The following is a 17707-nucleotide window of genomic DNA, read 5'->3' on the forward strand; positions in this document are numbered from 1 at the left end:
TTTTAAATAATTTTAACAGGCGCCCTTCATCACCGTCATCTTCCAGCAGCGCATGGTTAAAGCTGCCGGCAAAAATGGCAGGTAAATTATCAACAAAGCGGCGCACCGCATGGCTGACCAGCACGCTCTGGACGTTGACCCGCAGCGACATGAAAAATTGATCGCTAATACTGCGACGCTTTTTCTGATTGGCCTCTTTCCACGCTTCATTAATGGTGCGGCTGAACGCGTCGCCGGATTTCACCGGACCCCAGGCGTTGAGCAAAGAATGATAGAGCGTATCGACGGTGAAGATGTCTTTTTCTACGGCGTCATCAAGGTCGGCAATACAATAGGAGATATCGTCAGCCGCTTCCATTATCCAGGTCAGCGGATAACGGTGGTGCTCAGGTATATCCGTTGCCGCGCGGAGATCGGCCACATATTCACGTTCGGATAAATAGAAACCCGGCTTTTTCATTAACACGCTGAACTCCGCCGGCTTATCGCCCTGCCACCACGCCGGCGCGGTGTATTTTAAAATACACGCGACCTGCGCATAGCTAAGATTTAGCTGCAGCAGGGTATGCACCAGCCGAATGGCCTGCGCATTCCCTTCGAAATGGCACAAATCCTGACGAATCATTGCATTTAACCGGTCGAAATCGGCACGCTGCGCGTCATCCGCCACGCCCGCCACCAGCGGATCCACCAGTTCGGCCGGCAGGTTGTCATCAAACCAGTCATTGATCGCCGCTTCACCAAAATGGCCAAACGGCGGGTTGCCGACGTCGTGCAGCAGGCAGGCCATCTCCACCAGGCTCTCGACCGCGCCCTCAAAGCCATCGAGGCCGTAAGCCGCCAGCCCGCCGCCCTGGGTTTTCAGCGTATGCAGAATCTCTTTGGTGATGTAACGCCCGGTTTGCTGCACCTCAAGCGAATGGGTCAGGCGCGAGCGCACGGCCGCATTCCGCTCCAGCGGAAACACCTGGGTTTTTTGTTGCAGACGGCGAATCGCGGCAGAATTAATAATGCGTCCACGATCGCTTTCAAAGTGGCGGGTAATAAAGTATTCGCCTTCGGGATCTTTGCGGCTGGTATAAGGGCGGGTGAAACTGATCTTCTTCCTGAAATTGATCGTCGCCATTGTTACCCCTTATTTTTTCCTGAATTGATCCCCATTGAGCCATGTTAGACTATGCCTCACTTTAGCCTTATACATCCATAACTACAGCGAGATTCTTTATGAAAGCAGGCATTATTGGCGCGATGGAGCAGGAAGTCACACTGCTGCGTGACAAAATTGAAAACCGTCAGACGCTGACGCTGGCCGGCTGCGAAATTTACACCGGTACGCTCAACGGCGTTGAGGTGGCTCTGCTGAAATCGGGCATCGGCAAAACCGCGGCGGCGCTCGGTACCACGCTGCTGCTGGAGCTGTGCAAACCGGATCTGGTGATCAACACCGGTTCCGCAGGCGGTCTGGCGCCAACCCTGCAGGTGGGCGATATCGTGGTGTCCGATGAAGTGCGTTATCACGATGCCGATGTCACCGCTTTTGGCTATGAGCCTGGTCAGATGGCGGGCTGCCCGGCGGCGTTTGTCGCAGACAGCGCGCTGATTGCCGCCGCAGAGCAGGTGATCAAACAGCTGGATCTCAACGCGGTGCGCGGTCTGGTGGTCAGCGGTGATGCCTTTATCAATGGCGCCGCGCCGCTGGAGCGTATCCGCAGCACCTTCCCGCAGGCGATTGCGGTAGAGATGGAAGCCACGGCGATTGGTCACGTTTGCCATCAGTTTAAAGTGCCGTTCGTGGTGGTACGCGCTATTTCTGACGTGGCCGATAAAGCGTCGCATCTGAGTTTCGAAGAGTTCCTCAGCGTGGCGGCTAAACAGTCGTCGCTGATGGTGGAAAACCTGCTGGCTCAGCTGGCGCGTGGCTAAATATCTGCTGCTCGGGCTGTGGCTGCTGTGCCACAGTCTGCTGGCCGCACCGCGCGTCATTACCCTGTCGCCGCATCTCACCGAACTGGCGTTTGCCGCCGGCATCACGCCGGTGGCGGTGAGCGCCTGGTCAGACTATCCCGCCGCTGCTCGCCAGCTGGAGCAGGTGGCGAACTGGCAGGGCATTCGCGTTGAACGCATTGTGCAGCTCAGACCGGATGTGGTGCTGGCCTGGCGCGGCGGCAATCCGCTGCGCCAGGTGGAGCAGCTGCAGCGTCTGGGCATCCATGTGGAATGGATCGATCCGCAATCACTCGATCAGATGATTAACGCGCTGGCGGCGCTGCAGCGCTGGAGCCCACAGCCCCAGCGGGCCACAGCGGCCGCACAGGCGTTACACCAGCAGCTGCAGACGCTGCGTCAGCGCTATCAGCAGCAAACGCCGGTGCCGCTGTTTTTGCAGTTTGGCCAGCAGCCGCTGTTTACCGCCGCGCGCAGCACGCTGCAGAATGAGGTTATCACCCTGTGCGGCGGTCGCAATATCTTTGCTGACAGCAGCGTAAGCTGGCCTCAGGTGAGCCGGGAACAGGTGCTGACGCGGCACCCGCAGGCGATTGTCACTGGCGGTGATGCCAGCCGCGCCGCCAGCGTCGCGCGCTTCTGGCAGCCGCAGCTTAACGTACCGGTGATTGCGCTTAACGATGACTGGCTGAGCCGGCCGGGTCCGCGCCTGCTGCTGGCAGCAAAACAATTATGCGAAGCTTTACATCCGACGAAAAATAAAGCATTACCAGACTAAAGATTCGACGATTCATGTCGAAAATCAAATAACAAGGCACAGCGGCCACGTATGCTCTGTGCCCTTTTAGCGCGTAGCGCACTTTTGACATCACCAGGATTTCACCATGACCAGAGCGCTGCTGCTGGCCATAGGGCTGATCGTGGCTGCACCGATCGGTGCGGCAACCACCACAGGCTCTATCGCCGTCTCGCTAACGATTTTCTCCCGCTGCGATATCTCACGCCCGAGTGAGCAGACGCTGCCGTCTGTTGACTGTGGCCGGCATTTCAGCGCGCAGCCGCGCGTGACACAAAGCGTACTGAACCGCGATGCGTTGCGCCGTGAAACGGCACGCCTGGTGACGATTGAGTGGTAAATCATGGCTGCCAGAACGGCAGCCAGCCCAGCATCAGATGCTGAAAGAGGAGCCGCAGCCGCAGGTGGTTTTGGCGTTGGGATTGGTCACGATAAAGCGGGAACCTTCCAGACCTTCGGTGTAGTCAACCGATCCACCCACCAGATACTGCAGGCTCATCGGGTCAACCACCAGCGCCACACCCTGCTTCTCGATGGTCATGTCGCCGTCATTCATCTGATCGTCAAAAGTAAAACCATACTGGAAGCCACTGCAGCCCCCGCCGGTGATATATACGCGCAGTTTCAGCGCCGGATTCTCTTCATCCGCAATCAGGTTTTTTACTTTTTTCGCTGCTGCATCGGTGAACTGCAGAGGCAGCGCGGCTACGTCGTCACTCATCTTTTACTCCGGGTAAACGTCCAGGTCAGAAAACGACCTCAATTTCGCTATTATCTGCCAGCCGTCCAGTGCAATCAAGTAGCGCCCTTGACACTGTGTGCCGCCAGTTATGGCATAAAGTATAGCAATGTCGCAGGCGCAAGCGGCCGCGCGCCTTTCTTCACCGGCCGCTCTTCCGTAGAATGGCGCCAGATTTTTTCCAGAACAGCAGGAGCCGAACCATGAGTAAGTCAGAAAACCTGTATGCCGAAGCACAACGCCTGATCCCGGGCGGCGTGAACTCTCCGGTGCGTGCCTTTACCGGCGTGGGCGGCGTGCCGCTGTTCATCGAACGCGCCGACGGTGCCTATCTGTATGATGCCGATGGCAAAGCCTATATCGATTACGTCGGCTCCTGGGGACCGATGGTGCTGGGCCACAATAACGCCACCATTCGCAATGCGGTGATCGAAGCCGCCGCGCGCGGCCTGAGTTTTGGCGCGCCGACCGAGATGGAAGTGAAGATGGCCGAGCTGGTGTGCGAGCTGGTGCCGAGCATGGACATGGTGCGTATGGTTAACTCCGGCACCGAAGCCACCATGAGCGCCATCCGCCTGGCGCGCGGTTTCACCCAGCGTGACAAAATCATCAAATTTGAGGGCTGCTACCACGGCCACGCTGACTGCCTGCTGGTGAAAGCCGGTTCCGGTGCGCTGACGCTCGGCCAGCCCAACTCGCCGGGCGTGCCGGCGGATTTCGCCCGTCACACCCTGACCTGCACCTATAACGATCTCGACTCGGTGCGCGCGGCGTTTGAGCAGTATCCGCAAGAGATCGCCTGTATTATCGTCGAACCGGTGGCGGGCAACATGAACTGCATCCCGCCGCAGCCGGAATTCCTGCCGGGCCTGCGTGCGCTGTGCGATGAGTTTGGCGCGCTGCTGATTATCGATGAAGTGATGACCGGCTTCCGCGTGGCGCTGGGCGGTGCCCAGGCGTATTACGACGTTACGCCAGACCTGACCTGTCTTGGCAAGATCATCGGCGGCGGTATGCCGGTTGGTGCCTTTGGCGGTCGCCGCGAAGTGATGGCCGCGCTGGCTCCCACCGGCCCGGTGTATCAGGCGGGTACGCTGTCCGGCAACCCGATTGCCATGGCCGCCGGTTTTGCCTGCCTGTCGCAGATTGCGCAGCCTGGCACCCATGCGACCTTAACCGCGCTCACCGACCAGCTGTGTGCTGGTCTGCTGGCGGCGGCAGAGGCGGAAAATATCCCGCTGGTGGTGAACCACGTCGGTGGCATGTTCGGTATTTTCTTCACCGACGCCGACAGCGTGACCTGCTACGCCGACGTGACAAAGTGCGATGTGGAGCGCTTTAAGCGTTTCTTCCATCTGATGCTGCAGGAAGGTGTTTACCTCGCGCCATCGGCCTATGAGGCCGGCTTTATGTCCCTGGCGCACAGCCAGGAAGATATTCAGCGCACCGTCGATGCCGCACGCCGCTGCTTCGCGCAGCTGTAAACCTGCCGGGGCGCCATTCATAGCGCCCCGCTTCACTAAGCGCGCCTTAGCAGCCAGATAAAATACGGCGCGCCGAAGAAGGTCGCCATCAGGCCCGCCGGGATTTGATCCGGGAAGGCCAGCATGCGGCCGCACCAGTCGGCGAACACCAGCAGGCACCCGCCGAGCAGGCCAGCCATCAGCAATTGCGGCAGCGCGCGACGGAAGCCGAGCATGCGCACAATATGTGGTGCCATCAGGCCAATAAAACTCAGCGGACCGATAGTGAGCGTCGCGGTGGCGGTCAGCGCAGCCGCCAGCAACAGCAGGCTGAAGCGCGATCGGTTCAGCGCCATGCCGGCTGAGCGCGCCGTGGCACTGCCGAGCGGCAGCAGCGTCAGCCAGCGGCTGGCCAGCGGTGCCAGCGCCACCAGTATCATGCCCACAACAGCACTCTGCAGCGCCTGCGTCATTGAGATGTTGTACGTCGAACCGGAAATCCAGCTCAGCAGCCCGGCCATGCGCGGATCGCCGCTCGCCAGCAACACCATCAGTAACGTGACGAACGCACTGTTCAGCGCCATTCCGGCCAGCAGCATGCGTTCCGGTGCAAAACCGCCGCGGCTGGCCACCAGCATAATCACCAGCAGCGTCAGCGCGGCACCCAGCACGCCGGCAGGCAGCAGCCAGGCGACCGCGTTACCAGGCACAAAGAACAGCATGACCACCACCCCGCAGGCCGCCCCGGAGCTGATGCCCAGCACTTCCGGACTGGCCATTGGATTACCGGTCAGGCGCTGAATCAGCACCCCGGCGACGCCCAGCATCGTGCCGACCACCAGCGCCGCCAGCACGCGCGGCACGCGCCACGGCAGCAGCTGTTGCAGCATATCGCCGCTGACCCACGTCCAGCCGTGTGCGTCGCGCCCAAACGCAATGCTCGCCAGACTGCACAGCGCCAGAATCATCACGCCCGCCAGACACCAGCGCAGCACGGCCTGCCGCTCCTGCGGCACTGTGTCGCCAGCATTCATCGCCGGCGGCAGCGAGCCCGTGCGCAGACGCGGCAGCAGCCACAGCAGAATCGGCACGCCAATCAGCGCGGTAGCCGTCCCGGTTGACACTTCACGCCAGTGCGCAGTCAGCCACAGCACGCACTGATCGGCCAGCCACAGCAGAAGTGCGCCAATCAGCGGCACCAGCAGCAAGCGGCTCAGCAGACGACGCGCCCCCAGCATCTTCGCCAGCAGCGGCGCGAACAGCCCGATAAAGCCGATGATACCGGCGACGTTAACCAGCTGCGCACTGAGCAGGATCGCCAGCGCCAGCGCGGCAATGCGCGCCGCCGACAGCGCCAGACCGAGGTTTTTTGCCACGCCATCATCCAGCCCCATCAACGTCAGCGGACGCAACAGCGCCAGCGCCAGTGCGAACGCCAGCAGCAGGCGCGGCCACAGCAGCGCCACGTTGTGGCCGTCGAGCTGGTTCAGCGCGCCGGTGCTCCACAGAAACATGTTTTGCAGCTGATCGTGATTGAAGATGGCAAAGATTTGATTAACCGCGCCGGCGTACAGACTCAGTACCAGACCGGCCAGGATCAGCGTCACCGGCGACAGACGCTTGCCCCAGGCGATGCCAAACACCAGCACGCCGACCAGCACCGCCCCGCCCATCGCGGCAAACTGCTGCGTCAGCTCCCCGCCCGGCAGCTGCCACAGAGTGGCGACGGTCAGGCCAAGCTGCGCGCCGGAAGAGACGCCCAGCGTGGTCGGCTCCGCCAGCGGATTGCGCAACACCTGCTGGAACAGCAGGCCCGCGAGGCCAAGTCCGGCCCCGACCAGCAGCGCCAGCGCCAGCCGCGACAGCAGGCTGTAGTGGAACACCACCTGACGGATGTTATCGATATCCGGCGCGAACATCGCCTGCTGCCACTGTGCCAGCGGCAGCGCCTGGCGCAGGTTGATAAACGTGAGCGCCAGCGCCAGTAAACTGAGCACGCTGAGCAGCGTGACGGGAAACAGACGGTTGCGCATCAGTGCGACTCCAGCGCGCGTTCCAGCACGCGAATAAATTTGATGGCTGAGTAAGTGGCGCCGTAGTACCACACCGCCGGCACCCGCCGGAAACGGCCGGAACGGACAAACGGCAGCGCCTGCCACAGTGCGCTTTGTGTCACCTGCTGCATATCGCGTTCGTTATCGTGGTCGAAGCAGATCACCTCAACGTCACCGACCTCCGCCAGCCGCTCCAGCCCGACCACCGCACTGCCCCAGAAGTTGGTTTCGCCCTGCCAGGCATTGCGCAGGCCAAGCTGCTCCATCACCTCGAGGAACAGGCTGCCTTTACCGAAGGTAATGGCGTGACGCGGATCCATCAGCGACATCAGCAGCAGCGGACGCTGCGCCCATGGACGTAACCGCTCACGCGCGGCCGCCACTTCACCATCCACCCAGTGCAAATGGGCCTGAGCCTGCGCTTCAAGGCCAAGCCGGGCACCCAGCGCATGCAGCGATGTGCGCGCGGTGGTGAACGGTTTGCCATCGCCGCTGTTGAGGTCAAAGCCCATCGTCGGCGCAATGCGCTCCAGCTTGTCGACCGCCGGGCCGTAACCGTTGGAGTGCAGGATCAACGACGGTGCCAGCTGGGTCATCAGTTCCAGATTGGGTTCGGTGCGTAAGCCGAGATCGAGGGTGCCGGCCGGCAAGACCGGGTCACCCACCCAGATGGCGTAGTTATGCAGATCGGCCACGCCGAGCGGGGCGACGCCGAGCGCCATCAGCAGCTCTACCGGCAGCCACTCCAGCGCCAGGATGCGCTGGCTGTCCGGCGGCGCGGCGCGCAGCGGTGCAAGGTTCATCAGCGGTGAGAGCGCCAGCACGGTCAGCAGACGGCGACGGGAAATGTCGAACATCACGAGGCCTCAGTAGACAAAGCTGACGGGCGCGCCGCCCTGCGGATGCGGCAGAATGCCCATCGGAATGCCATAAATATCACCCAGCACCCCGGCCTGCATAATCGCTTCCGGTCCGCCTTGCGCGATCACTTCGCCCGCGCGCAGCGCCACCAGCCGGTCACAGTAGCGGGCCGCCATGTTGAGATCGTGCAGTACCGCTATCACCGTCAGGCCGCGTTCGTGGCTGAGGCGCTGAATCAGCGCCAGCACATCAACCTGATGGGCGATATCCAGCGCCGAGGTGGGTTCATCCAGCAGCAGACAGCGGCTGTTCTGCGCCACCAGCATCGCCAGCCACGCACGCTGCCGCTCGCCGCCGGACAGGCTGTCCACCAGCCGCCCGGCGAAGGGTTTCAGTCCAACCAGCGCAATCGCCTCGTCTACCCGATCGCGATCTTCCTGGCCGTAGCGCCCCAGCGCACCGTGCCACGGATAGCGCCCAATCGCCACCAGCTCGCGCACCGTCATGCCCTCCGCCGCAGGCAGCTGCTGCGGCAGATAGGCCACCTGTCGTGCAAAAGCTTTACTGCTCCAGGTATCAACCGCCTCACCGTTGAGCATCACGCGCCCTTCGCTGGCGGCATGGTGACGGCCGAGCATCTTCAGCAGCGTGGATTTACCGGAACCGTTATGCCCGATCAGCGCGGTGACTTTGCCCGGAGCGAAAGTCAGCGACAGCGGATGCAGCAGCGTGCGGCCGGGCACACGGAAGCTGACGTTTTCCAGTGAAAAGGTGGTTTCTGCGTGGTGCGGATGCTGCATGATAATCCCTGGTTAACGGGCGCCACAGCGCCCTGTGTTCAGTATCAGAAGCGGAAGGTGGCGGTACCGACGATCTGGCGCTCTGCGCCCCAGTAGCAGGCGTAGTCGCGGTAGCAGCTGGCAACGTATTCGCGATCGAACAGGTTGTTGATGTTGACGCCGACGGTTGAGCCCGGCAAGCCGAAGCGGCCCAGATCATATTTCAGTGCGGCATCTACAGTGGTGTAGGCGGCGACGTCAAAGTTCTGGTTGGCATTTGCGCCGCTGGCGTACAAGCCTTTGCTTTCACCCACGTAGCGCACTCCGGCCCCCACGGTGAAGCCCGACAGGGCGGTTTCGTGGAAGGTGTAATCGCCCCACAGCGAAGCCATATGCTTCGGCACCTGCACCGGCGTACGGCCTCTCAGCAAGGTATCTTCGGTGTATTCCGCATCGGTATAAGAGTAAGCCGCCGTCAGGTTGATGTTGGCGTTAAGCGCCGCTTTGGCTTCCAGCTCGACGCCACGGGAGCGGATTTCACCGCTTTGCACGCTGGCAAATTGATGGCTTGCATCGGGATCGGCCGTCAGGTTCTTCGTTTTGGTCAGCTGATAGACCGCCGCCGTCATGACAATAGGACGATCTTTGGGAACGTATTTTACGCCCGCTTCATATTGTTTAGCGCGTGACGGATCAAACGCTTCGCCGCCCCATGTTGCGCCAGCATTAGGAATAAACGCTTCGCTGTAACTGAAATAAGGTGCAATGCCATTATCGAACACATAGTTAACGCCACCACGCCAGGTAAAGGCCTGATCGTTCTGGCGATCAACGCTCTGCGCTACGCGGTCGGTAACGGAGTTCATCGCGTAGTCGTAGCGGCCACCGAGCGTCAGCACCCAGCGGTTCCACTCCATTTGATCCTGCGCGTACAGACCGGTCTGGCGTTGCTGGTTCAAACGCTGATAAGGATCGTCATAAGGGGTGTAGCTGTCGTTGCCATATTGCGGATTGAATGGACTCAGGCCGGTGGCGGTGCCGAACTGACCATCAATATCGTTACGGGTGCGCTGAAAATCAACGCCCAGCAGTAACGTATGGGCTAAATCACCGGTTGCGAATTTAGCCTGCGCTTGCGTATCCACGGCAAACTGGTTGAGTTTTTCTTTTGAGAATGCGGCATTGCGGGTAATCAGTTGATTCTCAGGGTTATAACCGAAGCCATAAATACTGCGATAATCGGTCTGCATTTCGGCATAGCGCAGATTCTGGCGCACCGTCCAGGTATCGTTAAAGCTGTGCTCAAAGTTGTAGCCAACCATTTTGGTGTTGCGCGAGATCTTATTGCTGTCTTCGCCTTCATCAAAATTGGTGGGCAGCTTATAGCTGATGCCGTCCGGCCGGGTGATGCCCACCACGGTGCCTTCACGCGGCAGCCAGCCGTAATAGCCGGTTTCCGGTTCGTTCTGGAAGTAGGTCAGCAGGTCAAAGCGGGTATTGGCATCGGGACGCCAGCTGAACGAAGGCGCAAGGGTATAGCGCTTCTCTTTGTTCATCTCCTGTTGCGCATCAGCGCTGCGCGCCAGGCCGGTCAGGCGATAGCTGTAAACGCCGTCATCATCCAGTGAGCCGCCAAAATCGAAGCCGGTGGAGAACAGGTTGTCGGTGCCCATCTGGAACTGGACTTCACGCAGCGTCTCCTGGGTCGGCCGCTTGCTCACCAGTGACACCACACCGCCCGGGTTGCTCTTACCGTACAGCACCGACACCGGACCGCGCAGCAGCTCCGCGCGCTCAAGGAAGTAAGGATCGATAGCGAATTCGGAGTAGTTGTCACCCTGCAGCTTCAGGCCATCCAGATACTGATTGGTGTTGGTTTCGCTGAAGCCGCGAATCGACAGCGCATCGATAACGTCCGAGCTGCCGCGGTTACCGGTCAGCACGCCTGGCGTGTAATTGAACGCACCTTTGACGCTGGTCACCGCATGCATTGACATCTCTTCCTGCGTCACCACCGACACCGACTGCGGATTCTTCTCGATTGGCGTATCGGTTTTGGTGCCAGTCGCGCTGTGTTTAGCGGCGATGGTCGGCGACGGTCCCCATGCGCTCTCCTGCGCGACGCCGCTGCCGCCATCCGCCGTCACCACCACGGTATCTTCGGCCAGCGCCTGCATGCTGAGTGTGCCCAGAGTCAGGGAAATCAATAACGCGAGCGGTCGACGGGTGGTCACCGCGCGCAGAGAACAAGGAAAAGTGTTTCGCGCATTCATAGTGGGATCTCATGAAAATAGAACAATGCAGGCGAATGGAAACGAGAATGATTATTAGACGCACGGATTTTAGGCGAAACCCTGCAAGCACCGCAAGATGTAATGCCTGATGGCGGTGAGTTTGCCAGCGGATCGCACATATCCATGATCGCGGCTAAAAAAATGGCGGGCAAAGAAAAAGGCGCCGCAGCGCCAGAGGGAGTTAAATTCAGCTTTTATGCAAGACTCAGGCTGGAGCGCCGCCATGTATCGGGCACCGCCACGTGGTGGTAAAACGCCGGCACTGCACAGGCTCTGAAGGTATAAAGCCGGTGCAGTGCCGGATGGCTTATTTACTGCCAAACATATCTTTAATCCAGCCCGCGACGCCGTCAGAGTCCTTCTGCTCGCCCTGCGGCTGTTGCTGTTGCTGCTGTTGCTGCTCTTGCTGTTGCTGCTGCTGAATCTGCTGCTGTTGCTGCTGGCACAGCGCGTTCGGATCCAGCGCCCACACCGGCAGCGAACGCCATGTGCTGCTGCCGCTGCCGCAGACAAAGTTACCGGCCGAATCGATATTCATCTGAGTGATATCTTCCGGTGGCGTCAGGACCAGTGGCATCGGCGCCTGGTTGTCGAGGTAGCGACGATAGATCTGCATCGCACCGCTGGCACCGTACAGCTTCGAGGTCTGGTTGTTGTCGCGGCCAACCCAGGTGATCGCCACTTCTTTGCCATCAATACCGGCAAACCAGCTGTCGATCAGGTCATTGGTGGTACCGGTTTTCGCCGCCAGATGCGCGCCCGGGAAGCGTGCGCCCAGCGCCCGCGCCGTACCGTGATCGGCCACCTGCTGCATGGTATACAGCGTCAGATACGCCGCCTGCGCCGGCTCAACGCGCTGCGCCTGCGGGAAGCTCTGATACAGCACCGTACCATCTTCCGCGATCACCGAGCGCACCGCCGACAGCGCAGCGCGGTTACCGCCGCTGGCAATTGACTGGAACGCCTGCGCCACTTCAATCGGCGTCAGGTTAAGCGCCCCCAGCAGCATGGCCGGTACCGGATGCAGCTGATCTTTTGGCACGCCCAGTTTGGTCCAGGTATCCACTACCGCGTCGAGTCCCAGCGTCATACCGAGGTTAACGGTTGGCACGTTCATCGAGTTAGTCAGTGCATCCACCAGCATCACTTTACCGCTGAAGCGACGATCGTCGTTCATCGGCTTCCACACCGAACCGTTTGGCTGTTTCAGCGCAATCGGCTCGTCGGCGATCCAGCTGTTCAGGCGATAGCTGTTTGGCTGGCTGAGGGCGGTCAGATAGGTCGCCGGTTTTGCCAGTGAGCCAATCGAGCGACGCGCCTGCAGCGCGCGGTTATAGCCGGCAAACTGCGGATCGGCACCGCCGACCATGGCGCGCACTTCACCACTGAAGCGGTCGACCACCACCATCGCGGTTTCCAGATCTTTCAGCCCGCGCTGTTTCTTCAGCGTGGGAATGCCGTCTTCAACCGCTTTTTCCGCGGCATCCTGCGAAATCGGATCGAGCGTGGTGAAGATCTTCACGCCGGAGAGGTCTTTGACCTTATCGCCCAGCTTCGCCTGCAGCTCATTACGCACCATCTGCATAAATGCCGGCTGCGGCGTGATCACCCCGCCTTTCGGCTGAACGCCAAGCGGCCGCGCCGACAGCATGTCGTACAGCTCCTGATCGATCACTTTCTGCTGTTGCAGCAGACGCAGCACCAGGTTACGTCGCTCCAGCGCCAGCTGCGGATTACGCCACGGATTGTACAGCGACGCACCTTTAACCATGCCGACCAGCATCGCCTGCTGATCAAGACTCAGTTCGTCCACCGGGCGGCCAAAATAGTACAGGCTGGCCAGCGGAAAACCGCGGATTTGGTCGTTGCCCGCCTGGCCGAGATACACCTCGTTCAGGTAGAGCTCAAGAATGCGATCTTTGCTGTAGCGCGCATCCATGATCACCGCCATATAGGCTTCACGCGCTTTACGCCACAGCGAGCGTTCGTTGGTGAGGAACAGGTTTTTCACCAGTTGCTGCGTCAGCGTACTGCCGCCCTGCACCGCTTTACCGGCGGTGATATTGGCGAGGAAGGCGCGACCAATCGAGTACGGGCTGATGCCGTCATGCTCGTAGAAGTGGCGGTCTTCGGTGGCGATCAGCGTATCGACCAGCAGATCCGGGAACCCGGCGCGCGGCACAAACAGACGCTGCTCGCCGTTTGGCGACTGCAACATGGTGATCAGCCGCGGATCGAGGCGGAAGAAGCCAAAGTCGCGTCCGGTATCGAGGTTTTTAATCTCGCTCAGCTCGTTGTTGCTGAAGGTGAGACGCGCGTTAATCTGGCCCTCTTTGCTGTCCGGAAAATCAAACGGACGGCGCAGCAGGTCGATGGTGTTGCCTTTCACGCTGAACTCACCCGGACGGGTAATGCGCGACACTTCGCGATACTGCGTGCCTTCCAGCAGCGCAATCATCTCTTTCTTGTCGTAAGCCATGCCCGGTTCGAGGCTAACCATGCGCCCGTATACGGCCGCCGGCAGCTGCCACACTTTACCGTCAATGCGGCTGCGGATTTCCGAATCGAGATAGACGCCCCAGGCGGCCATCACCACGACAAACACCAGGAAGAGTTTAATCAACCAGCCTAACCAGCGGCGTTTGCCACGCGCGGGTCGTTTTCCTTTACCTTTGGGTGGCACCGGCGCACTCTCCTCATCATCTTCGTCAAAATCGTCCTGATCGATATCATCATCAAGTTCCCTGCGGCGACCCCGACGCGCAGTGCTGCGCGGCGGCTTTGGCGCTTTTCCTTTGCGCCCAATAGGTTCGCGATCGTTCCCAGACATGCTTTGTTTTCTCCAGGCATAGCTACGGCAGCGCCGCTACTCTAACTGCTTTCTCGTGCCGCGCATGGCAGAACCCTCTGAATTCGATCCACTGCGGGCTACGAGGAATATTTTTTGGTGCGCCTCGTCGGCAAGGCGCTGGCCGGATCGTCCGGCCACGGATGTTTGGGATAGCGCCCTTTCATCTCTTTCTGCACTTCAGGATACGCACCGCGCCAGAACGCCGCGAGGTCACGGGTGATCTGCAGCGGACGGTGCGCCGGCGAAAGCAGCTCCAGCACCAGCGCAACGCGCCCATCGGCAACCGCCGGGTTCTGCGCCTCGCCAAACATCTCCTGCATACGCACCGCCAGCGCGGGGGGCTTTTCCGCATCGTAGCGAATCGGCAGGCGACTTCCGGTCGGCACAGTGTAATGAGTTGGCAGCACAGTATCCAGCCGCTGCCGCTGTGACCATGTCAGCAAATGTAATAAAGCGCTGACAAGATTAACGCTCTGCAGCCCTTTCAAATCGCGTACTGCGCCCATCTCCGGCAGCAGCCAGTGCTCCAGCGAGGCCAGCAGCGTGTCATCATCCAGCGTCGGCCACGCCTCTTCCGGCAGCCACTGCGCGGCGCACTGCAAGCGCACACGCAGCTGCTCTGCCTCTGGCGTCCAGCCGAGCACCGCCAGCCCTTTTTCGCGGATCCAGCGCAGCATCGCCGGATGCAGGATCTCCGGCTCGGGCCGCGCCTGCGGCTGGGCCCGCAGGATCAGCGCGCCAATCGCTTCCCGCTGCCACGCGCGCAGCGTGCCTTTGTCTTCATCCCAGTCCACATCGGTGCGCTGCTCCACCAGCTGCGGGCACTGCTGGCGCAGCGCATCCATCTCTACCGGCAGCGCCAGCAGCATGCGCGCATCGGCGCTGCTGGCCCCCTGCAGCAGGCTCGGGGCAATCAGCCACTCATAGCGGCTCAGGCCGTCGTGCTCATCCAGCATCGCGCCGATACCATTGGCGAGCTGATAGCGCGCGCTGTGACCGCGACGCTGCGCCAGCCGGTCAGCAAACCCGGCGGCCAGCAGCGCCGGGAAGCGATCGGCGTCAACGCGCCCCTGACCTGCATTCAGGCGCTGCTGCCAGTGGCGCGCGCGCCGCAGCCACTGCGGCTGTGGCTGGTTGAGCGCATCACGCAGATCGACACTGCCGCTGCGCGGCGGATCCTCCAGAATCGCCACCAGCAGCGCCGCGCTGGCGATGGCGTGCACATCGTCGCCGGCGGCGCACAGCATCGCCGTGAGACGCGGATCGCTGCCGAGCTGCGCCATTTTACGGCCGCGCGCGCTGAGCCGCCCTTCGCTATCCAGCGCGCCGAGCCGCTGCAGCTGTTGACGTGCCGCCTGCAGGCTGCGCGCCGGTGGACTATCCAGCCATTGCAGCTGAGCCGCGTCCTGACAGCCCCACTGCAGTAAATCCAGCTGCAGCGAGGCCAGATCGCTGGTGAGTATCTCCGGCTCACTCTGCGCCGCCGCACGCAGCGCCTGCTCCTGCGGCAGCAGATGCAGACAGATCCCCGGCGCCAGGCGACCGGCGCGGCCAGCGCGCTGCGTCATTGATGCCTGGCTGATGCGCTGGGTCAGCAAACGCGTCACGCCGCTGCGCACGTCAAACTGCGCCGCGCGCTCCAGCGCGCTGTCCACCACCAGGCGAATGCCTTCAATCGTCAGGCTGGTCTCGGCGATATTGGTGGCGAGCACCACTTTACGCCGGCCCGGCTCGGCCGGCAGGATGGCCCGCCGCTGCGCCTCCAGCGACAGCGCACCATATAAAGGAGATAAATCCACCTCATCACTGACGCGCGACGCCAGTTCACGCTTAACCCGTTCAATCTCCGCCACGCCGGGCAGAAACAGCAGCAGCGAACCGGGCTCATCCCGCAGCAACTGTGCCACCTCGCGCGCTACTGCCTCTTCAAACCGCTGCTGCGGATTGAGCGAAGCGTAACGTCGCATCACCGGAAAGCTGCGCCCCTGTGACGCAATAAACGGCGCGTCGGGCAATAGCTTGCGTAGCTGCTGATTATCCAGCGTTGCCGACATCAGCAGAATTTTCAGGTCGTCGCGCAATCCCTGCTGCACATCAAGCAGCAGCGCCAGCGCCAGGTCAGCCTGCAGGCTGCGCTCATGGAATTCGTCGAGGATCACCAGCGATACGCCCTCCAGCAGCGGATCGCGCTGCAGCATGCGCGTCAGAATGCCTTCGGTGACCACCAGCAGACGCGTCGCTGCGCTGCTGCAGTTTTCCCCGCGCAGCCGATAACCTACCGTCCCGCCCGGCTGTTCGCCCAGCTGTTCCGCCAGCCGCTGTGCCACGTTGCGTGCCGCCAGCCGGCGCGGCTCCAGCATGATGATTTGCCCCGGCAGCAGCGCCTGTTGCAGCAGCTGTAGCGGCAGCCAGGTGGATTTCCCGGCGCCGGTCGGGGCCGCCAGCAGCACCTGTGGCGACTGCGCCAGCGCGGCCAGCAATGCAGGCAGTACCTCGCTTACCGGTAACTCACTCACACTCAACTCCCACTCTGCCTGTGCTAAGATGGCGCGCATTGTACACCACCCGGCGCCGATTACCGGAGTTCAGCATGGCCACGCAACGACTGTTTTTTGCCCTCGAATTGCCTGATGCCCTCCAGCAACAGCTGGTGCAATGGCGGGCCGATTGCTTCGCCGCAGACGCGGGTAAACCGGTGGCGGCGGCGAATCTGCACCTGACGCTGGCGTTTCTCGGTGAGGTCAGCACGGAAACGGCGGATCAGCTGCAGCAGCTGGCGGCACGCATCCGCCAGCCGGGCTTTACGCTGGATCTCGATGACGCCGGTCACTGGCCGCGTCCCGGCGTGGTGTGGCTTGGCTGCCAGCGCGCGCCGCGCGGTTTACTGCAGCTGGCCAACCTGCTGCGCGCCCAGGCCGCGCGCCATGGCTGTGCGCAGAGTACGCAGCCGTTCCATCCCCACATCACCCTGCTGCGCCACGCTGCGCAGGCCGTGGCGCTGCCGCCGCGCGGTTTTCACTGGCGCGTTGAGGTGAGTCATTTCGCGCTGTTTGCGTCCAGCTTCACGCAGGGACGCACGCGCTATAGCCGGCTGGCGCGCTGGCCACTGTTATCTGCCGCAGGAGCATAAATGCAGTTCGATCCGCCGTTACAATCAGCCCGCTTAATCACCCGCTATAAACGTTTTTTAGCCGATGTCATTACGCCGGAAGGTGACACCTTTACCCTGCACTGCGCCAATACCGGCGCGATGACCGGCTGCGCCACGCCAGGCGACACCGTGTGGTACTCCACCTCGGCCAGCGCGACGCGCAAATATCCGCACAGCTGGGAAATAACGCAAACCGCGCAGGGTCACTGGATTTGCGTCAATACTCTGCGCGCCAACCAACTGGTGCGCGAGGCGCTGCTGCGCGACGCAATTCCGGAATTATCCGCTTATAGCCACTGCCAGGCTGAGGTGAAATACGGCACGGAAAAAAGCCGAATTGACTTCCTGTTGCAAGCGGAGGGCAAAGCCAACTGCTATATTGAAGTCAAGTCCGTCACCCTTTTACAAAATGGTAAAGGCTATTTTCCGGATGCGGTGACGGCTCGTGGACAGAAACATCTGCGCGAATTAAGCACTATCGCGGCAGAAGGCCACCGGGCCGTTTTGTTGTTTGCTGTTCTGCACACGGGGATTGAGGACGTTTCCCCGGCGCACCATATCGATGCGCAATACGCAGAACTACTGGTACAGGCGCAGCGCTGCGGTGTGGAAGTGTTGGCGTATCAGGCTCAGATTTCACCGGCAGAAATGTTACTTACCCGGCCGTTAACGGTAACGATTAACGCACAGTTGTAATATTTAACGTTATTTGCTGTGATAAGAATGTTCTGAGCGGTGCGCTAAATACGCTGTTCCTCACAGGCTTGTCAAGGTG

The 17707-nt window shown here is 61.0% G+C and carries 15 protein-coding genes; 7 read left to right on the top strand and 8 right to left on the bottom strand.

Features of this window, described 5'->3' with window-relative positions; all coding sequences use genetic code 11:
* A partial coding sequence (gene dgt / locus QMM04_RS13540) for a dGTPase (protein WP_282996351.1) occupies positions 1-1126 on the bottom strand: 1126 nt, incomplete at its 3' end.
* Between the two features lie 98 nt (positions 1127-1224).
* Between dgt and mtnN the strand changes: the two genes are divergently transcribed.
* The 3 genes from mtnN to QMM04_RS13555 all read left to right on the top strand — a co-directional run bounded on the left by mtnN (position 1225) and on the right by QMM04_RS13555 (position 3080).
* Positions 1225-1923 (top strand): 5'-methylthioadenosine/S-adenosylhomocysteine nucleosidase, encoded by a 699-nt coding sequence (gene mtnN, locus QMM04_RS13545; protein ID WP_021507498.1) that lies wholly within the window; start codon positions 1225-1227, stop codon positions 1921-1923.
* A complete protein-coding gene (gene btuF, locus QMM04_RS13550) occupies positions 1916-2722 on the top strand; it encodes a vitamin B12 ABC transporter substrate-binding protein BtuF (RefSeq protein WP_238561166.1) in 807 nt (268 codons plus the stop codon). Before mtnN ends, btuF begins: the two co-directional genes overlap by 8 nt.
* Before the next feature lie 106 nt (positions 2723-2828).
* The gene (locus tag QMM04_RS13555) at positions 2829-3080 is read left to right on the top strand and encodes a hypothetical protein (protein ID WP_021507500.1); all 252 of its coding nucleotides are present in this window, start codon (positions 2829-2831) and stop codon (positions 3078-3080) included.
* A gap of 33 nt (positions 3081-3113) precedes the next feature.
* Here the strand turns inward: QMM04_RS13555 and erpA are convergent, their stop codons facing one another.
* Positions 3114-3461, bottom strand: a complete 348-nt coding sequence (erpA, locus tag QMM04_RS13560; RefSeq protein WP_021507501.1) for an iron-sulfur cluster insertion protein ErpA — start codon at positions 3459-3461, stop codon at positions 3114-3116.
* Between the two features lie 221 nt (positions 3462-3682).
* Here erpA and hemL point away from each other — a divergent pair, with 221 nt between their 5' ends.
* The gene (gene hemL, locus QMM04_RS13565) at positions 3683-4963 is read left to right on the top strand and encodes a glutamate-1-semialdehyde 2,1-aminomutase (RefSeq protein WP_021507502.1); all 1281 of its coding nucleotides are present in this window, start codon (positions 3683-3685) and stop codon (positions 4961-4963) included.
* Between the two features lie 35 nt (positions 4964-4998).
* Here the strand turns inward: hemL and fhuB are convergent, their stop codons facing one another.
* The 4 genes from fhuB to fhuA are packed head-to-tail and all read right to left on the bottom strand — an operon-like array spanning position 4999 to position 10909.
* Positions 4999-6975: a Fe(3+)-hydroxamate ABC transporter permease FhuB gene (fhuB, locus tag QMM04_RS13570; RefSeq protein WP_282996352.1), complete on the bottom strand. Its 1977-nt coding sequence runs from the start codon at positions 6973-6975 to the stop codon at positions 4999-5001.
* Positions 6975-7853 (bottom strand): Fe(3+)-hydroxamate ABC transporter substrate-binding protein FhuD, encoded by an 879-nt coding sequence (gene fhuD, locus QMM04_RS13575; RefSeq protein ID WP_238561169.1) that lies wholly within the window; start codon positions 7851-7853, stop codon positions 6975-6977. The genes fhuB and fhuD overlap by 1 nt, the downstream gene beginning before the upstream one ends.
* Before the next feature lie 9 nt (positions 7854-7862).
* The gene (gene fhuC, locus QMM04_RS13580) at positions 7863-8657 is read right to left on the bottom strand and encodes a Fe3+-hydroxamate ABC transporter ATP-binding protein FhuC (RefSeq protein WP_088516628.1); all 795 of its coding nucleotides are present in this window, start codon (positions 8655-8657) and stop codon (positions 7863-7865) included.
* A 44-nt stretch (positions 8658-8701) separates the two neighbouring features.
* Complete coding sequence (gene fhuA / locus QMM04_RS13585) at positions 8702-10909, bottom strand: ferrichrome porin FhuA (protein ID WP_282996353.1); 2208 nt, start codon at positions 10907-10909, stop codon at positions 8702-8704.
* Between the two features lie 102 nt (positions 10910-11011).
* On the opposite strand from fhuA, the gene QMM04_RS13590 reads away from it, so the two are divergent.
* Positions 11012-11182 (top strand): hypothetical protein, encoded by a 171-nt coding sequence (locus tag QMM04_RS13590; RefSeq protein WP_282996354.1) that lies wholly within the window; start codon positions 11012-11014, stop codon positions 11180-11182.
* Between the two features lie 55 nt (positions 11183-11237).
* Here QMM04_RS13590 and mrcB read toward each other — a convergent pair whose 3' ends face one another.
* Both mrcB and hrpB read right to left on the bottom strand, forming a co-directional pair.
* Complete coding sequence (mrcB, locus tag QMM04_RS13595) at positions 11238-13760, bottom strand: bifunctional glycosyl transferase/transpeptidase (RefSeq protein ID WP_282996355.1); 2523 nt, start codon at positions 13758-13760, stop codon at positions 11238-11240.
* A gap of 98 nt (positions 13761-13858) precedes the next feature.
* Positions 13859-16336, bottom strand: coding sequence for an ATP-dependent helicase HrpB (hrpB, locus tag QMM04_RS13600; protein WP_282996356.1), 2478 nt, complete (start codon positions 16334-16336; stop codon positions 13859-13861).
* 35 nt (positions 16337-16371) lie between these two features.
* Between hrpB and thpR the strand changes: the two genes are divergently transcribed.
* On the top strand, positions 16372-16911 hold the full coding sequence (thpR, locus tag QMM04_RS13605) for an RNA 2',3'-cyclic phosphodiesterase (protein WP_282996357.1): 540 nt from the start codon (positions 16372-16374) through the stop codon (positions 16909-16911).
* A complete protein-coding gene (sfsA, locus tag QMM04_RS13610; protein ID WP_021507511.1) occupies positions 16912-17628 on the top strand; it encodes a DNA/RNA nuclease SfsA in 717 nt (238 codons plus the stop codon). It abuts the gene before it with no gap.
* Positions 17629-17707 lie beyond the last annotated feature (79 nt).

It is taken from the genome of Pantoea sp. Pa-EAmG (assembly GCF_030024295.1).
GTDB classification, from domain to species: Bacteria; Pseudomonadota; Gammaproteobacteria; order Enterobacterales; family Enterobacteriaceae; genus Pantoea; species Pantoea dispersa.